Source organism: Bacillus sp. JS (genome assembly GCF_000259365.1).
GTDB lineage: Bacteria > Bacillota > Bacilli > Bacillales > Bacillaceae > Bacillus > Bacillus stercoris.
Genome location: NC_017743.1, coordinates 453271 through 470012 on the forward strand (window position 1 = coordinate 453271; position 16742 = coordinate 470012).

Sequence of the window (16742 nt, forward strand, 5' to 3'; positions counted from 1 at the left end):
GATGGAGCAGGAGAAAAAAACAGCAGGAAAAAAAGCGGGCAGCTGGTCATTGCTGATGGGCGCCGCCTTTTTAATGGCAACCTCAGCAATCGGACCGGGTTTCCTCACCCAAACTGCAACTTTCACAAACACACTCGCGGCAAGCTTCGGTTTTGTCATCTTAATCTCTATTATTTTAGATATTTTTGCCCAAACCAATGTGTGGCGCATCATCGCAGTTTCTGGAAAACGCGGTCAGGAAATTGCGAATATGGTGCTTCCGGGACTGGGGTATTTCATCGCCATTCTCGTCGTACTTGGCGGGCTTGCCTTTAATATTGGGAATATCGGAGGTGCCGGGCTGGGGCTTCAGGTGCTGTTCGGCATTAAACCGGAAACAGGCGCATTGATCAGCGCTGTTATCGCCATTTTGATTTTTGTCATTAAAGAAGCGGGAAAAGCGATGGACCGTTTTACGCAAATCGCGGGCTTTGCCATGATCATCCTAACGCTGTATGTCGCAATCACGTCTGCACCGCCAGTCGGACATGCTGTGGCGAACACGTTTGCCCCTGAACACATCAGTATTTTTGCTATTGTTACACTGGTGGGCGGAACTGTCGGCGGATATATCACATTTGCCGGGGGACACCGTTTGCTGGATGCAGGCATTAAAGGGAAGGAATCCATTCCCCAAGTAACAAAAAGCTCGGTTGTCGGCATTTTAATTACCTCTGTCATGCGGATCGCTCTTTTCCTTGCGGTGCTTGGCGTTGTTTCAAAAGGCCTGCATATCGATGAAAGCAACCCTGCGGCTTCAGTCTTCAAGCTTGCTGCTGGAAATGTCGGTTATAAAATTTTCGGATTGATCATGTGGTCTGCGGCCATTACATCTGTGATTGGAGCAGCCTATACATCTGTTTCGTTTTTCAAAACCTTTTCTCCAAAAATTGAAAAGAATTCACGCGGCATTATTATCGGATTTATTGTGATTTCTACGTTAGCTTTTGTCACAATCGGACAGCCTGCGAAGATCCTCGTCCTTGTCGGATCGCTGAACGGCTTGATTTTGCCGATTGCACTCGGAACACTGCTTGTTGCCGCCTACAAGAAAAACATTGTTGGTGATTATAAGCATCCGCTATGGCTGACAAGCACAGGCGCGCTTGTAGTGATTGTAATGGCAGTTATGGGAATTTACACGTTATGTACACAACTTCCTCAATTGTGGAGCTGATATAAGTGGAGCAATTAAACAAAATGGCGCCAAAAGATGTACGCGCCTTGATACGAGAGGGAAAAATAAACGGGCCGACCGCAGGCATGTCCGGCGGCTATGCCCAAGCGAATCTTGTGGTTTTGAAGAAAGATCTTGCTTTTGATTTCCTGCTGTTTTGCCAGCGAAATCAAAAGCCCTGCCCTGTGCTCGATGTGACTGAAACGGGTTCGCCTGTGCCGTCTCTGGCTGCGCCGGATGCTGATATCAGAACGGACTTTCCGAAATACCGTATTTACAGGCACGGTATCTTAACGGAAGAAGTATCTGATATTACGCCATACTGGGAGGACGATTTTGTCGGCTTTCTGATCGGATGCAGCTTCTCCTTTGAACAGGCACTAATCAACAATGGGATAGCGGTCCGGCATATTGATGAGGGGACAAATGTCCCGATGTATCAAACGAATATCGATTGTGTTCCGGCGGGGGCGTTTCACGGACGGATGGTTGTCAGCATGAGACCGGTTCCTGAACGGCTGGCTGTACGTGCCGCGCAAGTGACCTCGCGTTTTCCGGCTGTGCACGGAGGGCCGATCCATATCGGCAATCCGGGAGCAATCGGCATTCGCAATCTGGACAAACCGGATTTCGGAGATGCCGTTTCCATTCGTGAAGGCGAGGTTCCTGTTTTTTGGGCATGCGGAGTGACACCGCAAGCCGTGGCTATGAATGTAAAACCTGAAATGGTCATCACACATGCGCCGGGGCATATGCTCATCACAGATATTCGAGACGAGTCGCTTGCGGTGCTGTAACCTCTCGTCATCCTGATGAACGAGAATTAAAAGAGGTGAGAAAGATGACTGTACGATATCAAATCGAACAGCTCGGTGATTCTGCAATGATGATCCGATTCGGAGAAGAAATCAACGAACAGGTCAACGGCATTGTCCATGCCGCGGCCGCTTATATAGAAGAACAGCCATTTCCGGGATTCATTGAATGTATCCCGGCTTTTACAAGTCTAACCGTATTTTATGATATGTATGAAGTGTACAAGCATTTGCCTCGGGGTATAAGCTCACCTTTTGAGAAGGTCAAGCGCGATGTCGAAGAGCGGCTGGTAGAAATAGCTGAAGACTATGAGGTCAACCGCCGTATTGTGGAAATTCCCGTCTGCTATGGCGGTGAATTCGGGCCTGATTTAGAAGAGGTGGCGAAGATCAATCAGCTGTCACCGGAGGAAGTGATCGACATTCATACAAGCGGTGAATATGTGGTGTATATGCTCGGATTCGCGCCTGGTTTTCCTTTTCTAGGCGGGATGTCAAAACGCATTGCAGCTCCGCGAAAATCATCGCCAAGACCGTCGATTCCCGCAGGTTCGGTCGGTATTGCGGGATTGCAGACAGGTGTTTATCCGATTTCAACGCCGGGCGGCTGGCAGCTGATCGGCAAAACGCCGCTGGCGCTTTTCCGGCCGCAGGAAAATCCGCCGACATTGCTGCGGGCGGGAGATACTGTGAAATTCGTTCGCATCTCAGAAGAAGACTATCACGCCTATAAGGAGGAGTCCAATTGAGCATGAAAGTATTAAAGCCCGGACTGCTCACAACGGTTCAGGATATAGGCAGAACGGGTTACCAAAAATACGGCGTTTTGGCCAGCGGCGCCATGGACACGGTTTCGCTGCGCATTGCCAATTTGCTGATCGGAAACGGCGAAAATGAAGCAGGTCTCGAAATAACGATGATGGGGCCGGGTCCGTCGTTTCATTTTGCAAAAACGACGCTGATTGCGGTGACAGGGGCGGACTTCACGCTGCGTATTAATGACGAGGAAGCGCCTTTATGGAAGCCTGTGCTCGTCAAGGAAAACAGCACGGTCAGCTTTGGCCCCTGCAAGCTCGGCAGCCGTGCTTATGTAGCCGCAGCCGGCGGCATCAATGTGCCTGCCGTTATGGAAAGTAAAAGCACATACGTCAGAGCAGGCATCGGCGGACTTCATGGCAGAGCGCTTCAAAAAGAAGATGAACTGTCTATTGGAGAGATGTCAGCTCTTTCGCAAACCATCCTTTCCCGTTTAAGTCTGCAGCTTGAAAAACAGGGATTTGCAGCACCGAAGTGGTCGGTCAGCCGCAGCAGATTTCTGCCGCTGAAGAAGAATCCCATCATTCGGGTGCTGGAAGGAAAGCAATTCGCCTTTTTCACAGAAGAATCAAAAACGCGTTTTTATCAAGAAACATTTCGTGTCACGCCGCAATCCGACCGTATGGGCTACAGGCTCAAAGGAGAGCCGCTCGAACTGAAAGCCCCGCTTGAGATGGTGTCAGAAGCGGTTTCGTTTGGAACTGTTCAGGTCCCGCCTGACGGCAACCCGATTATCCTGCTTGCAGACCGGCAGACGACTGGCGGCTATCCGAGGATCGCGCACATCATATCCGCTGATCTTCCGATTGTTTCCCAAATCATGCCGGGCGAGCACGTCCAGTTTGAGCCTGTGTCCCTTCAGGAGGCAGAAGCGCTTGCGGTAGAACGGGAACAGCATATAAAAGAACTGAAAACGAGAATGAAGATGGAATGGCTGACATAGCAAAGGGGATGAAGGATGCAGAATAAAAATAAAACCGTAGTCAAATCTATGGCGCTGCTTAATTTGTTTTTGCATAAACCAAGCCTAACCTTAAGTGAACTGGTGGCGCTGACAGGAATGCCGAAGACCTCTGTTCACCGGATGGTCAGCTCCTTGGAGGAAATGGGGTTCCTCAGTCGGGATGCGTCCGGCGCTTATTCGCTGGGGTTGGTGTTTTTGGAATTCGGACAGCTTGTCTCTGACAGGCTGGATATCAGAAAAATAGCGAAACCCGTGATGGAAGAGCTGTGCCGGGAAGTGGACGAGGCCGTGCAGTTGATCATGAGGGACGGCAATGAAGCGATATACGTTGAGAAAATAGAAGGAACACAGACTGTACGGCTGTATACGGCAATCGGCAGGCGTTCCCCACTGTATGCGGGAGCGTGCGCCAGAAGCATTCTGTCCTTTCTTCCCCGTGAAGAAATCGAAGCATACATCAAACAAACTGAACTCATTTCAATTGGCTCCGGAACGATTACCGATCCCGAAAAGCTGCTTCAGGAGATTGATGCCTCTGTTCAAAATGGCTATACTGTCAGCTATTCAGAGCTCGAAAACTATACGGCGGCGATCGGCGCCCCGATTTTTAACCATAAGCGACAGGTGGCAGCTGGCATTAGCATCGCAGGCTTTGAAGCGAGATTTACAGAAGACAGGCTGCCCTATTTAACAGAAAAGGTGAAGGACGCCGCTTTACAGATTTCAAGAAAAATAGGATATACATAAGTAGCCAATCTTTACTCTGCTGCGTACATTAACGTATCGACGTTCAGGAGTGGAGGAAAGAACATGGTGCTTCGATATACAGCTCTGGGCGATTCCTTGACGACAGGGAGAGGCTCCGGGCTGTTTTCACCCGGCTTCGTCCAGCGATTTGGAGACATGATGTCAGCTGACTTGAAAACAAAAACGGCAATAGCCATATTTGCCAGATCAGGCCTGAATACAGAGGAGATTTTGGGGCTCCTGTCATATTCCTATGTGCAAAAATGCATACGAGATGCTGATATGATAACGATCACAGGCTGCGGAAACGATCTTATCGATTCGGTCTTAGCCTACCAAACCTCTAAGGATGAAACAATTTTCAGCCGTGTATCCGCCCATTGCCATGAGAATTTTGAAAAGATGATTGCCAAGATCGCCGAGATCAAAGGAGAAAACCCTTCCCCGTACGCCATCCGTGTGTTCAACTTATACAACCCGTTTCCCAGCATTGAAATCGCCGGCAAATGGATCACATCCTTCAATTCACATTTAGCAACACTTGCATCAGCACCCCATGTCAAAATCGCGGATGCCTACAGTATCTTCAAAGGCAAGGAGCAGGAATACCTGTCCTTTGACGGTGTCCATCCGAACAGCAAAGGCTATCAAGCGATGGCTGAAGCCGTTCACAAGTTAGGCTATAAAGAATTGTCAGTTTCATAGAAAACGCGCCTCATGACAGGCGCGTTTTTTATGTGTGATCGAAATATTAAAAGAAACTTAAAATTCCCTTTCTTCTGTTCTACATCCCCAAAAAGTGCGCTAGAATAATGGAGGGCGTAGGCAAATATAGCCATAACGTTCAATATTTCGTATATAAGGAAGGATGGTCCTTTTGTTTCGCATTGTTAAAATGTCCTTTGCGGTTATCATTATTTTATTGGCGCTTATTGCTTTTAAATATACGGAACACACCTCTGTTATCCAATCGGTTATGCTTGTTTTTCTTGGCGCAGTCATGTTTATGCAGGGGCTTGAAGAACGCAAAAAAGAAAATGACGGCTCAGGCGCTTTTAATATTTATACCGCCGTTTTTGTATGGTCTGTCTCCCTTATCGGTTTTACACTTCATATTATATAAATCTATTACACATCCTGAAAATGCTCGACCGTCGGGAACGGGGTATAGAACCGATGAAGCAAGGCTTTCCACTCTTGATACTCTGAAGAACCGCGAAAGCCTTCCGTATGGTCCTCAAGTGTTTCCCACTCCACAAGAAGCAGATATTTATGCGTTTCCTCCATGCATTTTGATAACGAGTGAGTGATATAGCCCTTCATGCCGGAAATGATCGGCGCCGCTTGCCGGAACGCCGCCTCAAACTCTTGTTCAAGCCCTTCTTTAATGTGAAGCATTGCTGCCTCTCTGACCATGCTATCCCTTCTTTCTGTCTTTTCAAATAGTCTACAGCAAACGATAGGAGATTTCTGCAAAATCGGTGAACTTTTCCTTCATTTTCAAAAAAATCTTGCACGCACCAATTCAATTAAGAGAAAATAACAAGTGGAAGGCAGGGGAAAGTCATGTTAAAAAAGTGTATTCTACTAGTATTTCTATGCGTCGGGTTGATTGGATTGATCGGATGCTCCAAAACAGATTCACCAGAGGATCGCATGGAAGCATTCGTGAAACAGTGGAACGATCAGCAATTCGATGACATGTATCAAAGCCTGACTAAAGATGTCAAAAAAGAAATCTCCAAAAAAGATTTCGTCAACAGGTATAAAGCCATCTATGAGCAGGCCGGCGTAAAAAATTTGAAAGTCACTGCGGGAGAAGTAGATAAGGACGATCAAGACAACAAGACGATGAAACATATCCCGTATAAAGTCAGCATGAACACAAATGCCGGCAAAGTCAGCTTCAAGAATACTGCTGTGCTGAAATTAGAAAAAACAGATGACGAGGAGTCATGGAATATAGATTGGGACCCATCGTTTATTTTCAAACAGCTGGCTGACGACAAAACCGTGCAAATTATGAGCATTGAACCGAAACGAGGCCAAATTTACGATAAAAATGGAAAAGGGTTAGCCGTCAATACAGATGTTCCGGAAATCGGGATTGTTCCCGGAGAGCTTGGCGATAAAAAAGAGAAAGTCATAAAAGAGCTCGCCAAAAAACTTGATTTGACTGAAGACGACATCAAGAAAAAGCTGGATCAAGGCTGGGTAAAAGACGATTCGTTTGTGCCGCTCAAAAAGGTCAAGCCTGACCAGGAGAAGTTAGTTTCTGAAGCGACGTCATTACAAGGCGTAACAAGAACGAATGTCAGCTCCCGCTACTATCCGTATGGCGAAAAGACAGCCCATTTGACAGGGTATGTCCGCGCCATTACAGCGGAAGAACTAAAGAAAAAGAAAGAAGGAACGTACAGCGATACGTCTAACATCGGCATCGCCGGACTTGAAAATGTGTATGAAGATAAGCTAAGAGGCACAACTGGCTGGAAAATTTACGTGCCGCAAACCGGGGAAGTCATCGCTGAAAAGAAAGCAAAGGACGGCGAGGATCTTCATCTTACAATTGATATTAAAACGCAAACGAAGCTGTATGATGAACTCAAGGATGACAGCGGGACGGCAGTCGCGCTGCAGCCGAAGACAGGCGAAACACTTGCACTTGTCAGCGCGCCTTCCTACGATCCGAACGGGTTTATTTTCGGCTGGAGCGATAAGGAATGGAAAAAGCTAAACAAAGATAAAAACAACCCGTTTTCAGCGAAATTCAATAAGACATATGCACCAGGTTCCACCATTAAACCGATTGCGGCTGCTATTGGAATCAAAAACGGCACCCTTAAAGCCGATGAAAAGAAAACAATCAAAGGTAAGGAGTGGCAAAAAGATTCGAGCTGGGGCGGCTATTCAGTGACACGTGTGTCTGAGAGACTTCAGCAAGTCGATTTGGAAAATGCCCTTATTACGTCAGACAATATTTATTTTGCCCAGAATGCGCTTGATATGGGAGCGGACACCTTCACAAAAGGCTTGAAGACATTCGGTTTTTCAGAGGACATTCCGTATGAATTCCCGATCCAGAAATCGTCTATTGCAAATGACAAGCTTGATTCAGACATTTTGCTTGCGGATACAGGCTACGGACAAGGGCAAATGCAAATGTCTCCGCTTCACTTGGCAGCTGCTTACACGCCATTTGTTGACAATGGAGACCTTGTCAAACCGACGCTGATCAAAAAAGACTCGCAAACAGCTGATGTTTGGCACAAGCAAGTGGTCACGAAGGAAGGAGCGGCAGACATTACAAAAGGTCTGAAGGGCGTTGTCGAGGATGAGCGCGGATCAGCCTATCAGCCTGTCGTGAAAGGAATCACAGTGGCCGGAAAAACAGGAACAGCCGAGCTGAAAACATCCAAAGATGATAAGGATGGCGCGGAAAATGGCTGGTTTGTCGGCTACGATTACAAAAACAAAGACCTGCTTGTCGCCATGATGATCCAAAATGTGCAGGACCGCGGCGGCAGCCACTACGTCGTTGAGAAAGCGAAAAAGCAATTTCAATCGAATTAAAATGTCTTTTTAAAAGGGGCGAAAGGAAAAAGGGGATCTGAGGCCGAATGAACTAGTAAGGGGCAAAACCCGGTTTATACAAGGAAAAGAGGGATTTTGCATGCAACGTATTCAATTGGCGGAGGATCTTCAATTTTCAAGAGTCATACACGGCCTTTGGCGGCTGAATGAATGGAACTATTCAGATGCTGAACTGCTGAGTCTCATTGAATGGTGTATCGATCACGGCATCACGACCTTTGATCATGCGGATATTTATGGGGGCTATACGTGCGAAAAGCTGTTTGGAAACGCCCTTGCCCTTTCGCCCGGATTAAGAGAAAACATAGAGCTGGTCACAAAATGCGGCATTGTTCTTGAATCGCCTGAACGGCCAGCTCACAGATCGCATCATTATAACACAAGCAAATCGCATATTTTGGCATCCGTTGAGCAATCACTTATGAACCTTAGGACGGATTATATCGATGTGCTGTTGATTCACAGACCGGACCCGCTCATGGATCCGGAGGGGGTAGCAGAGGCGTTTCAAGCGCTGAAATGCTCTGGCAAGGTCAGGTACTTTGGTGTTTCAAATTTTAAAGATCACCAGTATCGGATGCTGGAATCGTATTTGCCTGAGAAGCTCGTGACCAACCAGATTGAGCTTTCCGCATATGAATTAGAAAATGTGCGCGACGGCACTTTGAACCTCTGTCAGGAAAAACGGATACCACCGATGGCTTGGTCGCCTCTGGCAGGCGGCAAAGTTTTCACTGGTGACACGGAAAAAGACCGGCGTGTCCGCACGGCGCTTGAATCCGTTCAAGCAGAAATCGGCGCCGCTTCTTTGGACGAGGTCATGTACGCATGGCTGTATACGCATCCGGCAAACATCATGCCGATTGTCGGAAGCGGAAAGCGCGAGCGGGTTTCTGCCGCGATAAATGCGATGTCCTACAAGCTTGACCAAGATCAATGGTTTCGCATTTTTACAGCCGTACAGGGTTACGATATTCCATAAAAAGCATCAGCTTACCAGCTGATGCTTTTTCAATGTTGTCACACCGCTTAGTGCCAAATTACCATTTATAACTGATTGATTCTTTTGTGAAAGCGTTTTATATTAAAAGGAAACCTCTCTATATCCTCTACTGCATCTCCTTGCGACTTCATCCGCACATCAAGATTGTCTAGGAGGTCTTTTTTTATGTATATGACTGCCAGAGAACAAAAGCTGTTAAAGCACTTGTTATTACAAAATAGATATATAACCGTAACTGAGCTTGCTGAGCTGATGGAGGTCAGCACGAGAACCATTCACAGGGAGCTCAAATCAATTAAGCCGCTGATGGAAACCGTCGGGCTTACGCTTGATAAACAGCCCGGCAAAGGGTTGAAAGCAGTGGGAAGTCCCGAGGATAAACAAAAGCTGCTCACCGATTTATCATATGAACAGCATGAATACAGCGCGGACGAAAGGAAACTGCTCATTCTCTGTTCGCTATTAGAGTCTCAGGAGCCCGTCAAACTGTACACGCTTGCTCATGATCTTCAGGTGACAAATGCCACGGTCAGCTATGACTTAGACGAGCTGGAGAAATGGATTTCTCCCTTCGGATTGACTCTGATCCGCAAAAGAGGTTTTGGCATCCAGCTCATAGGGCCGGAGAATGCGAAACGGAAAATTGTCGGCAACTTGATTGTGAACCGCCTCGACATCCAAATGTTTTTGGAAGCGGTTGAATTAAACATCAAAGGAAAACCTGATTCTTCTGAGAAAATGTTCGGTGTTGTCAGCAAAGGTGAGCTGCTAAAAATGGAGCGCATCTTATTTCAGCTGAAGGAAAAAATCGCTTTTTCATTGTCCGACAGCTCCTATATAGCGCTCGTCGTCCATCTGACGTATGCGATCGAACGGATTAAGCTTGGGGAAACCATCACCATGGAGCAAAATGAGCTTGAGGAGATGAAGAATGCGAGAGAATACAGCTCGGCTCTTGAAATCGCAGGCGAGCTTGAACGAGCCTTCGGCGTGACGATACCCGAGGCAGAGGTCGGCTATATTACAATCCACCTTCGAAGCGCCAATCGAAAATACAAAACAGAATACAAAGCGCAGGAAATTGAGCTGGAAACAGCCCTGCAAACAAAGCGGCTCATTGCTTTTATTTCAGATAAAATCCGAATGGATCTCACGAAAAACTACTCTTTATATGAAGGCTTGATCGCCCATTTGGAGCCGGCCGTCAGCCGCATAAAAGAAAATATTGAGATATACAATCCGATGAAGGAACAGATCAAGCGCGATTATTTTCTGCTTTACATGGCGATCGAAGAAGGCGTCGAAAAATATTTTCCGGGCATGTCCTTTTCTGATGATGAAATTGCTTTTATCGTTCTTCATTTTGGCTCGGCTCTTGAAATCAAAAAAGAAGAAGCAAAAGTGAAAGCGCTTGTCGTCTGCTCAAGCGGGATCGGCTCTTCGAAAATGCTTGCCTCAAGGCTGAAGAAAGAGCTGCCGGAAATTGAATCGTTTGATATGTCATCCCTGATCGAGCTAAAAGGGAAGGATGTTCAAGCGTATGATATGATTGTGTCCACTGTTCCAATTCCTTATGAAAACATTGATTACATCATGGTCAGCCCGCTATTGAATGAGGAAGACGCAAACCAGGTCAAGCAGTATATCAAGCGGAAAATTCCCCTTATTCTTAACAAAAAAAGAAGCCCCAAGGAAGAAACGCAGCAAGCTGATGCACCTGATATGCTGGAAGCGGCGGAAAGCATAGGTCGGTATATGGAGGTTATTCAAGATGTTTTACGCCATTTTTCACTAACTCAACTCAAAACAAACTCGGATCATAGCATGCTGCTGTTAGAACTTTTTCAGCAGCTGAAAAAGGATGGCTTGATCCGTGATCCGAAAAAAGCCGCGGTTTGCCTGGCTGAGCGGGAGAAACAAGGGGGATTGGGCATCCCGGGAACAAACATGGCGCTTTATCATCTCAAAAATGATGAAATCGTCCTGCCTTTTTTCAAAATGTTTGATCTCAGCACCTCCTATGAAGTGGATGGCATGGACGGAAATACCCTCATCATGACACGCATCCTCGTCATGATGGCGCCTGGTTCATTATCTGCTGAAGGCTCGGAAATTTTAAGCGCGATCAGCTCGGCAATTATCGAGAGCGGAGAAAGCATGGCGGGGTTTCAGGAAGAAGGAGAACAAGAATTGTATCAGCGGTTAAACCGCATATTTTTCACTTGGATGAAAGAAAAAAACATACTGTAATCTTTCATGGCACACGTCAAAAATTTGGCGTGTGTTTTTCTGTGGATGGGGAACAAAATAAGAAAATGTGGGACTATTTTATCATTCAGTATTGGAATAATTCCAAAATGAAATAGTTTTACAAGTTATCTTTTTTGGGTTAAAATGGGTGAGGTAAGGAAGAAAATCTAACAAATTATTGAAGATTCAAGAGAATATAGGAGATGACGATATGGAAACATTACAGCATCTGATTCTGCATGACATGCCGGATAGCGAAGAAATAGAGGCTGTAAAAAGCGGAGACCATACACTGACATATAAAGGTTACCGTAAACGGATTAATCAGCTGGCGAATGCCATGCTGCAAAAAGGAATTCAAAAGGGCGATCGTGTTGCATTGCTTTGCAAAAACGGCCATCCCGCATCAACTGTTATGTTCGCCGCGCTTGAAATAGGTGCTGTTGTTGTACCTGTCAGCTGGCAGCTGAAACCATATGAAATGACAGGCATTTTAAAAGCAAGTGAACCGAAAGCGATGTTTTACGGAGCGGAGTTTAAAGAGACGCTGGATGAAATTCTTCCTGAATTGTCCTCACTGTGTTTAACAATGGAGACAGGAACAGCTTATGAAACATCTGCTGAATTTGAAGCGCTGTTTGCCGGTCCTGATCAATTGCCGGAAACGGAAATGGTTTCCCCAGATGATACAGCACTTCTCATGTTCACGTCTGGCACAACGGGAAACCCGAAAAGATGCATGATCACACATGGCGGCATATACAGATACGTCAAAAAATCCAACAGCTCAGTAACACGCATGAAGGGCCTTCGTTTTCTCGCGTGCCATCCGATTTATCATACGAGTGCGCTCATTTGCATCATGCTTGGAACGTTTGCAGGAACAACCTTTGTGTTCACAAAGGATCAAGATCCTGTTCACATGCTGAAGGTCATTGAAGAAGAGAAAATTCAGACCGTGATGGCTCTTCCTGTGTTTTACACGTATTTGCTTGAAGCGTGGGAAACGCACCAAACTGACTTATCGTCGCTTGTTATTTTAATGACAGGCGGAACAAAAGTGCCGAGCAGCCTAATCCGCCGCTATCTTGATATCGGCATTCCGCTCGCGCATGGCTATGGAAGTACTGAGGCTTGGGGAATCAGCACATGGATGCCTGATATGGGAATGGATAAAGCGGCATCTGCGGGGAAACCTGTGGAAGGCGTTAAAGTCAAAGTCGAAGATCCTCTGACGGGAGAAGAACTCCCCCAAGGAGAAATCGGCGAAATCGTTGTTCATACTCCATTCTTATTTAAAGGCTATGAAGACAACCCTGAAGCAACAGCGAAAGTGCTGCAAAACGGATGGTTCAGAACCGGAGATTCAGGCTATGTGGATGAAGATGGCTTTATTTTCATCACTGGACGCTACAAGGATGTCATTATTTACGGAGGCGATAACGTCTATCCTGATCAGGTTGAAGAAGTTATCCAGCAGATCCCGGGAATCCTTGAAACGGCGGTGGTCGGAATACCAGACCCGCTTTACGGTGAAAAACCGAAAGCTTTTATCGTGAAAAATGGCGGCCAGCGCATAACGGAAGAGGATGTCATCGCATTTTGTAAAGAGCGCCTGTCCGCTTACAAAATACCTGAAGTTGAATTCGTTAACGAACTGCCGAAAAACAACCTCGGCAAGGTGAAAAAAGACGTCCTGCGCAACCAGGCTGTACATTCATAAAAGAAGAAGCCCGCCACTTTATGTGGCGGGCTTCTTTGCAGTTGCACAAACGGCAAGCTCAGGCCTAATGTTCTTAAATTGTATATCAATGTCCTCGAAGCCGGCTGCTTTGAAGTCGGCAATCATCTGTTTTCCAAATGATTTGGTTTTCTCAGGGCTGGCATCCGCTTCCCGCGGCTGCATCGTAATGGCTGCTTTGCCGCCGGGCTTTAATGCCCGATAAATCTGTTTCATGCCTTTTGTTTGGTCATTCCAAATGGTGTAGTTGTTAACGGAAATCACTTTATCATAAAACGAGGCGGAAAGAGGAAATGTCTCGACGCTTCCTTCTATCAGGCGCACACCCTTTGATTTCACTCTGCGGGCGGCCAGCTTCAGCATGGCTTCTGATGCATCAATCCCATGAAGATGAACATCCTTTTCGCGTTTCAATATCTGCTGCATGCAATATCCCGGGCCAAACCCGACTTCTAAAATGCTGTCCCCGCGCATGATCTCAAGCTGATTGATTGTCCACTGATTCAGTGTCTGATTTTCAGCAGCCATGATGTACCCGGCAATCATGCCGATGACGCCTTTAGGTCTGCTGAATTTTTTTGAAAGCATGTTAATCATTCAGTAACCCCCTTTTCAAGTTATTTCCTCCCAGCGTTCCATGTGAAACATTTTTCTGATAAAGCAATGCGAAGGTGCCAATCCATGTTTATCCAAAGAGCGTGTGAGGTACACAACAAATAGACAAGAAACCAAAGGAGGAGAATCATCATGGCACATTATCCAAAAGAACTGCCGTCACAAACCCAAAATCGCCAGCCGGGAATTGAAAGCGAAATGAATCCAAGTCCGGTGTATGAGTACGAGAATTACAAAGGAGCGGACAAATTAAAAGGAAAAGTTGCGCTCATTACAGGCGGCGACAGCGGGATCGGACGCGCGGTTTCGGTCGCTTACGCAAAGGAAGGCGCTGATATCGCTATTGTATATAAGGATGAGCATGGAGACGCCGAAGAGACGAAGAAACGCGTTGAACAAGAAGGTGTAAAATGCCTGCTGATTGCCGGTGACGTCGGTGAAGAGGAATTCTGCAATGACGCGGTTGAAAAAACGGTCAAGGAACTAGGCGGCCTGGACATCCTTGTCAACAATGCAGGTGAACAGCATCCGAAGGAAAGCATCAAAGATATTACGAGCGAACAGCTTCACCGCACATTCAAAACAAACTTTTATTCTCAATTTTATTTGACTAAAAAAGCAATTGATTACCTGAAACCGGGCAGCGCCATCATCAATACGACATCCATCAACCCGTACGTAGGGAACCCGACACTGATTGATTATACAGCGACAAAAGGCGCGATCAATGCCTTTACAAGAACAATGGCGCAGGCGCTTGTCAAAGACGGCATCCGTGTGAATGCAGTAGCGCCGGGACCAATCTGGACGCCATTAATCCCAGCTACGTTCCCTGAAGAAACAGTCGCTCAATTTGGGCAAGATACGCCGATGGGCCGTCCTGGACAGCCTGTTGAGCACGTCGGCTGTTATGTGCTGCTGGCATCAGATGAATCATCTTACATGACAGGCCAGACACTGCATGTCAACGGCGGTAATTTTGTGACGACATAAGAGGGAGTGTGACATATGGGCATCACGAAAGAAGAAGTGAACAGCTACTATCAAAAGGCAGGCATTGTATTAACGGAGGAGGAAGTAGACCAAATCCAGCTGATGGACTACGGCTTAGGAAAAGAAAAAACAGTCGGGCTCCAGCTCTTTGTCTACGTCAATACAGACCGTTATTGTTCAAAGGAACTGGTGCTGTTTCCGGGACAGACTTGCCCGGAACACCGCCATCCGCCGGTCGACGGCCAGGAAGGCAAGCAGGAGACCTTCCGCTGCCGCTACGGAAAAGTGTATCTTTACGTAGAAGGAGAAAAAACGCAGCTGCCAAAGGTTCTCCCTCCTCAGGAAGACAGAGAACACTATACGGTCTGGCACGAAATTGAGCTAGAACCGGGCGGGCAATATACGATTCCCCCGAATACAAAGCATTGGTTTCAAGCCGGTGAAGAGGGAGCCGTCGTGACGGAAATGTCTTCGACGAGCACAGATAAGCATGATATCTTTACCGATCCAAGGATAAAAGGATGAGGCTTAGCAGCCCATCCTTTTTTGTATTGAAAAAAACGGAATCATCGCTATAATGGGTAAAAAAGGAAAGAGGGAGAGGCAATGTTCACTTGCAAGGTAAATGAGCACATCACCATCCGATTATTGGAGCCGAAGGATGCGGAGCGGCTGGCCGAACTCATTATCGAAAATCAGCAGCGGCTTGGCAAGTGGCTGTTTTGGGCGGAAAATCCAAGCAGCGCTGAAACGTACAGAGAAACGATCATTCCAAATTGGCGGTGGGAATATGCTGATCTGACCAGCATTGAGGCGGGGCTCCTTTATGACGGCAGCCTATGCGGCATGATCGGACTGCATAACCTTGATCAAGTGAATCGGAAAGCGGAAATCGGATACTGGATTGCCAAAGAATTTGAAGGGAAAGGCATTATTACCGCTGCCTGCCGAAAACTCATTACTTATGCTTTTGAAGAGCTTGAGCTGAATCGTGTGGCGATCTGTGCGGCTGTCGGAAACGAAAAAAGCAGAGCGGTTCCGGAGCGGCTCGGCTTTCTAGAGGAAGGAAGGGCACGGGACGGCTTATTCGTAAACGGCAGGCACCATGATCTTATCTATTACAGCTTGCTAAAGCATGAATGGAAAGGATGAAAATAAAGAGCACACTTTCTTGTTTAAATCTTCCCCGGATGTGGAAAAGTAACAGCGGAGACGTTAAAAAGGAGTGATTCGAGATGAATCAGAAAGACATAAAACAAAAAGTGCTTGATGTTCTAGATCACCATAAAGTAGGTTCGCTCGCAACGGTTCAAAAGGGCAAACCGCATTCCCGCTACATGACTTTTTTCCATGACGGGCTGACGATTTACACACCGACAAGCAAGGAAACTCATAAAGCGGAAGAAATTGAGAACAACCCCAATGTCCACATTTTATTAGGCTATGATTGTGAAGGCTTTGGCGACGCCTATGTCGAAGTTGCCGGAAAAGCCAAAATCAACAATTCGGCAGAACTGAAGGACAAAATATGGAGTTCTAAATTAGAGCGCTGGTTTGATGGCAAGGATGATCCGAATCTGGTGATTCTTGAAATTGAACCGGAAGATATCAGATTAATGAATGCCGGAGAGAAAACACCGGTCTCACTTGACCTGTAAAAAATAATTGTGTTTTCAGGGGCGATATGTTATTATGAATAGCTAGTAAGAAAAATAAGCAAATAAAAAAGAAAGTAAACTTCTTTTTTCTGTTTTGAGAGAGAAGCTTACCGCTTCCCAAGCAGCATAATCAGCTGCCCTTATTCTTTTCCTTCATAACAAATCGCCCCTAACGATGAGATGGAAAAAAGACTTTTTTGTTTTACAATTCACACCGGCGCGGCTTCGGAGCCGCAGTGACGATTGAGAGGTAGGGCTTTCGTTGTCTTGTGTTCAAGAAATTTCCATGGTGTTTACTTTCCAGAAAGATTCTTCGGAACAATGCTTTAT

General features: G+C 46.4%; 17 protein-coding genes. 15 read left to right on the forward strand and 2 right to left on the reverse strand.

Going from position 1 to position 16742, the window contains the following annotated elements:
* Position 1: 1 nt before the first annotated feature.
* The 7 genes from MY9_RS02310 (at position 2) to MY9_RS02340 (ending at position 5681) form a co-directional block, all read left to right on the forward strand.
* Positions 2-1216, forward strand: coding sequence for an NRAMP family divalent metal transporter (locus MY9_RS02310; RefSeq protein ID WP_014662799.1), 1215 nt, complete (start codon positions 2-4; stop codon positions 1214-1216).
* 23 nt (positions 1217-1239) lie between these two features.
* Positions 1240-2013 (forward strand): putative hydro-lyase, encoded by a 774-nt coding sequence (locus tag MY9_RS02315; protein WP_080478305.1) that lies wholly within the window; start codon positions 1240-1242, stop codon positions 2011-2013.
* 44 nt (positions 2014-2057) lie between these two features.
* Entirely contained in the window at positions 2058-2780 is a 723-nt protein-coding gene (gene pxpB / locus MY9_RS02320) for a 5-oxoprolinase subunit PxpB (protein WP_014662801.1), read from the forward strand.
* Positions 2781-2782: 2 nt separating this feature from the next.
* Entirely contained in the window at positions 2783-3790 is a 1008-nt protein-coding gene (pxpC, locus tag MY9_RS02325; protein WP_081483661.1) for a 5-oxoprolinase subunit PxpC, read from the forward strand.
* Positions 3791-3805: 15 nt separating this feature from the next.
* A complete protein-coding gene (locus MY9_RS02330) occupies positions 3806-4558 on the forward strand; it encodes an IclR family transcriptional regulator (protein WP_014662803.1) in 753 nt (250 codons plus the stop codon).
* A 63-nt stretch (positions 4559-4621) separates the two neighbouring features.
* The gene (lipC, locus tag MY9_RS02335) at positions 4622-5263 is read left to right on the forward strand and encodes a spore germination lipase LipC (protein WP_014662804.1); all 642 of its coding nucleotides are present in this window, start codon (positions 4622-4624) and stop codon (positions 5261-5263) included.
* A 172-nt stretch (positions 5264-5435) separates the two neighbouring features.
* A complete protein-coding gene (locus tag MY9_RS02340) occupies positions 5436-5681 on the forward strand; it encodes a YczI family protein (RefSeq protein WP_014662805.1) in 246 nt (81 codons plus the stop codon).
* A gap of 5 nt (positions 5682-5686) precedes the next feature.
* On the opposite strand, the gene MY9_RS02345 is transcribed toward MY9_RS02340, so the two are convergent.
* Positions 5687-5974, reverse strand: a complete 288-nt coding sequence (locus tag MY9_RS02345) for an antibiotic biosynthesis monooxygenase family protein (RefSeq protein WP_014662806.1) — start codon at positions 5972-5974, stop codon at positions 5687-5689.
* Between the two features lie 150 nt (positions 5975-6124).
* On the opposite strand from MY9_RS02345, the gene pbpC reads away from it, so the two are divergent.
* The 4 genes from pbpC (at position 6125) to MY9_RS02365 (ending at position 13128) form a co-directional block, all read left to right on the forward strand.
* On the forward strand, positions 6125-8131 hold the full coding sequence (gene pbpC, locus MY9_RS02350) for a penicillin-binding protein 3 (protein WP_014662807.1): 2007 nt from the start codon (positions 6125-6127) through the stop codon (positions 8129-8131).
* Between the two features lie 100 nt (positions 8132-8231).
* The gene (locus MY9_RS02355) at positions 8232-9134 is read left to right on the forward strand and encodes an aldo/keto reductase (protein WP_014662808.1); all 903 of its coding nucleotides are present in this window, start codon (positions 8232-8234) and stop codon (positions 9132-9134) included.
* Between the two features lie 186 nt (positions 9135-9320).
* On the forward strand, positions 9321-11405 hold the full coding sequence (mtlR, locus tag MY9_RS02360; protein ID WP_014662809.1) for a mannitol operon transcriptional activator MtlR: 2085 nt from the start codon (positions 9321-9323) through the stop codon (positions 11403-11405).
* Positions 11406-11616: 211 nt separating this feature from the next.
* Entirely contained in the window at positions 11617-13128 is a 1512-nt protein-coding gene (locus tag MY9_RS02365) for a class I adenylate-forming enzyme family protein (RefSeq protein ID WP_014662810.1), read from the forward strand.
* An 18-nt stretch (positions 13129-13146) separates the two neighbouring features.
* Here the strand turns inward: MY9_RS02365 and MY9_RS02370 are convergent, their stop codons facing one another.
* Positions 13147-13743 (reverse strand): class I SAM-dependent methyltransferase, encoded by a 597-nt coding sequence (locus MY9_RS02370; RefSeq protein WP_014662811.1) that lies wholly within the window; start codon positions 13741-13743, stop codon positions 13147-13149.
* A 150-nt stretch (positions 13744-13893) separates the two neighbouring features.
* Between MY9_RS02370 and MY9_RS02375 the strand changes: the two genes are divergently transcribed.
* The 4 genes from MY9_RS02375 (at position 13894) to MY9_RS02390 (ending at position 16412) form a co-directional block, all read left to right on the forward strand.
* A complete protein-coding gene (locus MY9_RS02375; RefSeq protein WP_014662812.1) occupies positions 13894-14754 on the forward strand; it encodes an SDR family oxidoreductase in 861 nt (286 codons plus the stop codon).
* Positions 14755-14769: 15 nt separating this feature from the next.
* Positions 14770-15279, forward strand: coding sequence for a D-lyxose ketol-isomerase (gene lyxE, locus MY9_RS02380; RefSeq protein ID WP_014662813.1), 510 nt, complete (start codon positions 14770-14772; stop codon positions 15277-15279).
* A gap of 81 nt (positions 15280-15360) precedes the next feature.
* Complete coding sequence (locus tag MY9_RS02385; protein ID WP_014662814.1) at positions 15361-15906, forward strand: GNAT family N-acetyltransferase; 546 nt, start codon at positions 15361-15363, stop codon at positions 15904-15906.
* A gap of 83 nt (positions 15907-15989) precedes the next feature.
* Positions 15990-16412 carry a pyridoxamine 5'-phosphate oxidase family protein gene (locus MY9_RS02390; protein ID WP_014662815.1) on the forward strand — a complete coding sequence of 141 codons (423 nt, stop codon included), beginning with the start codon at positions 15990-15992 and terminating at the stop codon, positions 16410-16412.
* The last annotated feature ends 330 nt before the right edge of the window (positions 16413-16742 follow it).

Coding starts and splice junctions, on each gene's coding strand:
- mtlR (WP_014662809.1), top strand. CDS start 9,321: ATGTATATGACTGCCAGAGAACAAAAGCTGTTAAAGCACTTGTTATTA.
- MY9_RS02375 (WP_014662812.1), top strand. CDS start 13,894: ATGGCACATTATCCAAAAGAACTGCCGTCACAAACCCAAAATCGCCAG.
- MY9_RS02355 (WP_014662808.1), top strand. CDS start 8,232: ATGCAACGTATTCAATTGGCGGAGGATCTTCAATTTTCAAGAGTCATA.
- MY9_RS02390 (WP_014662815.1), top strand. CDS start 15,990: ATGAATCAGAAAGACATAAAACAAAAAGTGCTTGATGTTCTAGATCAC.
- lipC (WP_014662804.1), top strand. CDS start 4,622: ATGGTGCTTCGATATACAGCTCTGGGCGATTCCTTGACGACAGGGAGA.
- MY9_RS02310 (WP_014662799.1), top strand. CDS start 2: ATGGAGCAGGAGAAAAAAACAGCAGGAAAAAAAGCGGGCAGCTGGTCA.
- MY9_RS02315 (WP_080478305.1), top strand. CDS start 1,240: ATGGCGCCAAAAGATGTACGCGCCTTGATACGAGAGGGAAAAATAAAC.
- MY9_RS02365 (WP_014662810.1), top strand. CDS start 11,617: ATGGAAACATTACAGCATCTGATTCTGCATGACATGCCGGATAGCGAA.
- pbpC (WP_014662807.1), top strand. CDS start 6,125: ATGTTAAAAAAGTGTATTCTACTAGTATTTCTATGCGTCGGGTTGATT.
- pxpB (WP_014662801.1), top strand. CDS start 2,058: ATGACTGTACGATATCAAATCGAACAGCTCGGTGATTCTGCAATGATG.
- MY9_RS02345 (WP_014662806.1), bottom strand. CDS start 5,974: ATGGTCAGAGAGGCAGCAATGCTTCACATTAAAGAAGGGCTTGAACAA.
- pxpC (WP_081483661.1), top strand. CDS start 2,783: ATGAAAGTATTAAAGCCCGGACTGCTCACAACGGTTCAGGATATAGGC.
- MY9_RS02385 (WP_014662814.1), top strand. CDS start 15,361: ATGTTCACTTGCAAGGTAAATGAGCACATCACCATCCGATTATTGGAG.
- MY9_RS02330 (WP_014662803.1), top strand. CDS start 3,806: ATGCAGAATAAAAATAAAACCGTAGTCAAATCTATGGCGCTGCTTAAT.
- lyxE (WP_014662813.1), top strand. CDS start 14,770: ATGGGCATCACGAAAGAAGAAGTGAACAGCTACTATCAAAAGGCAGGC.
- MY9_RS02370 (WP_014662811.1), bottom strand. CDS start 13,743: ATGATTAACATGCTTTCAAAAAAATTCAGCAGACCTAAAGGCGTCATC.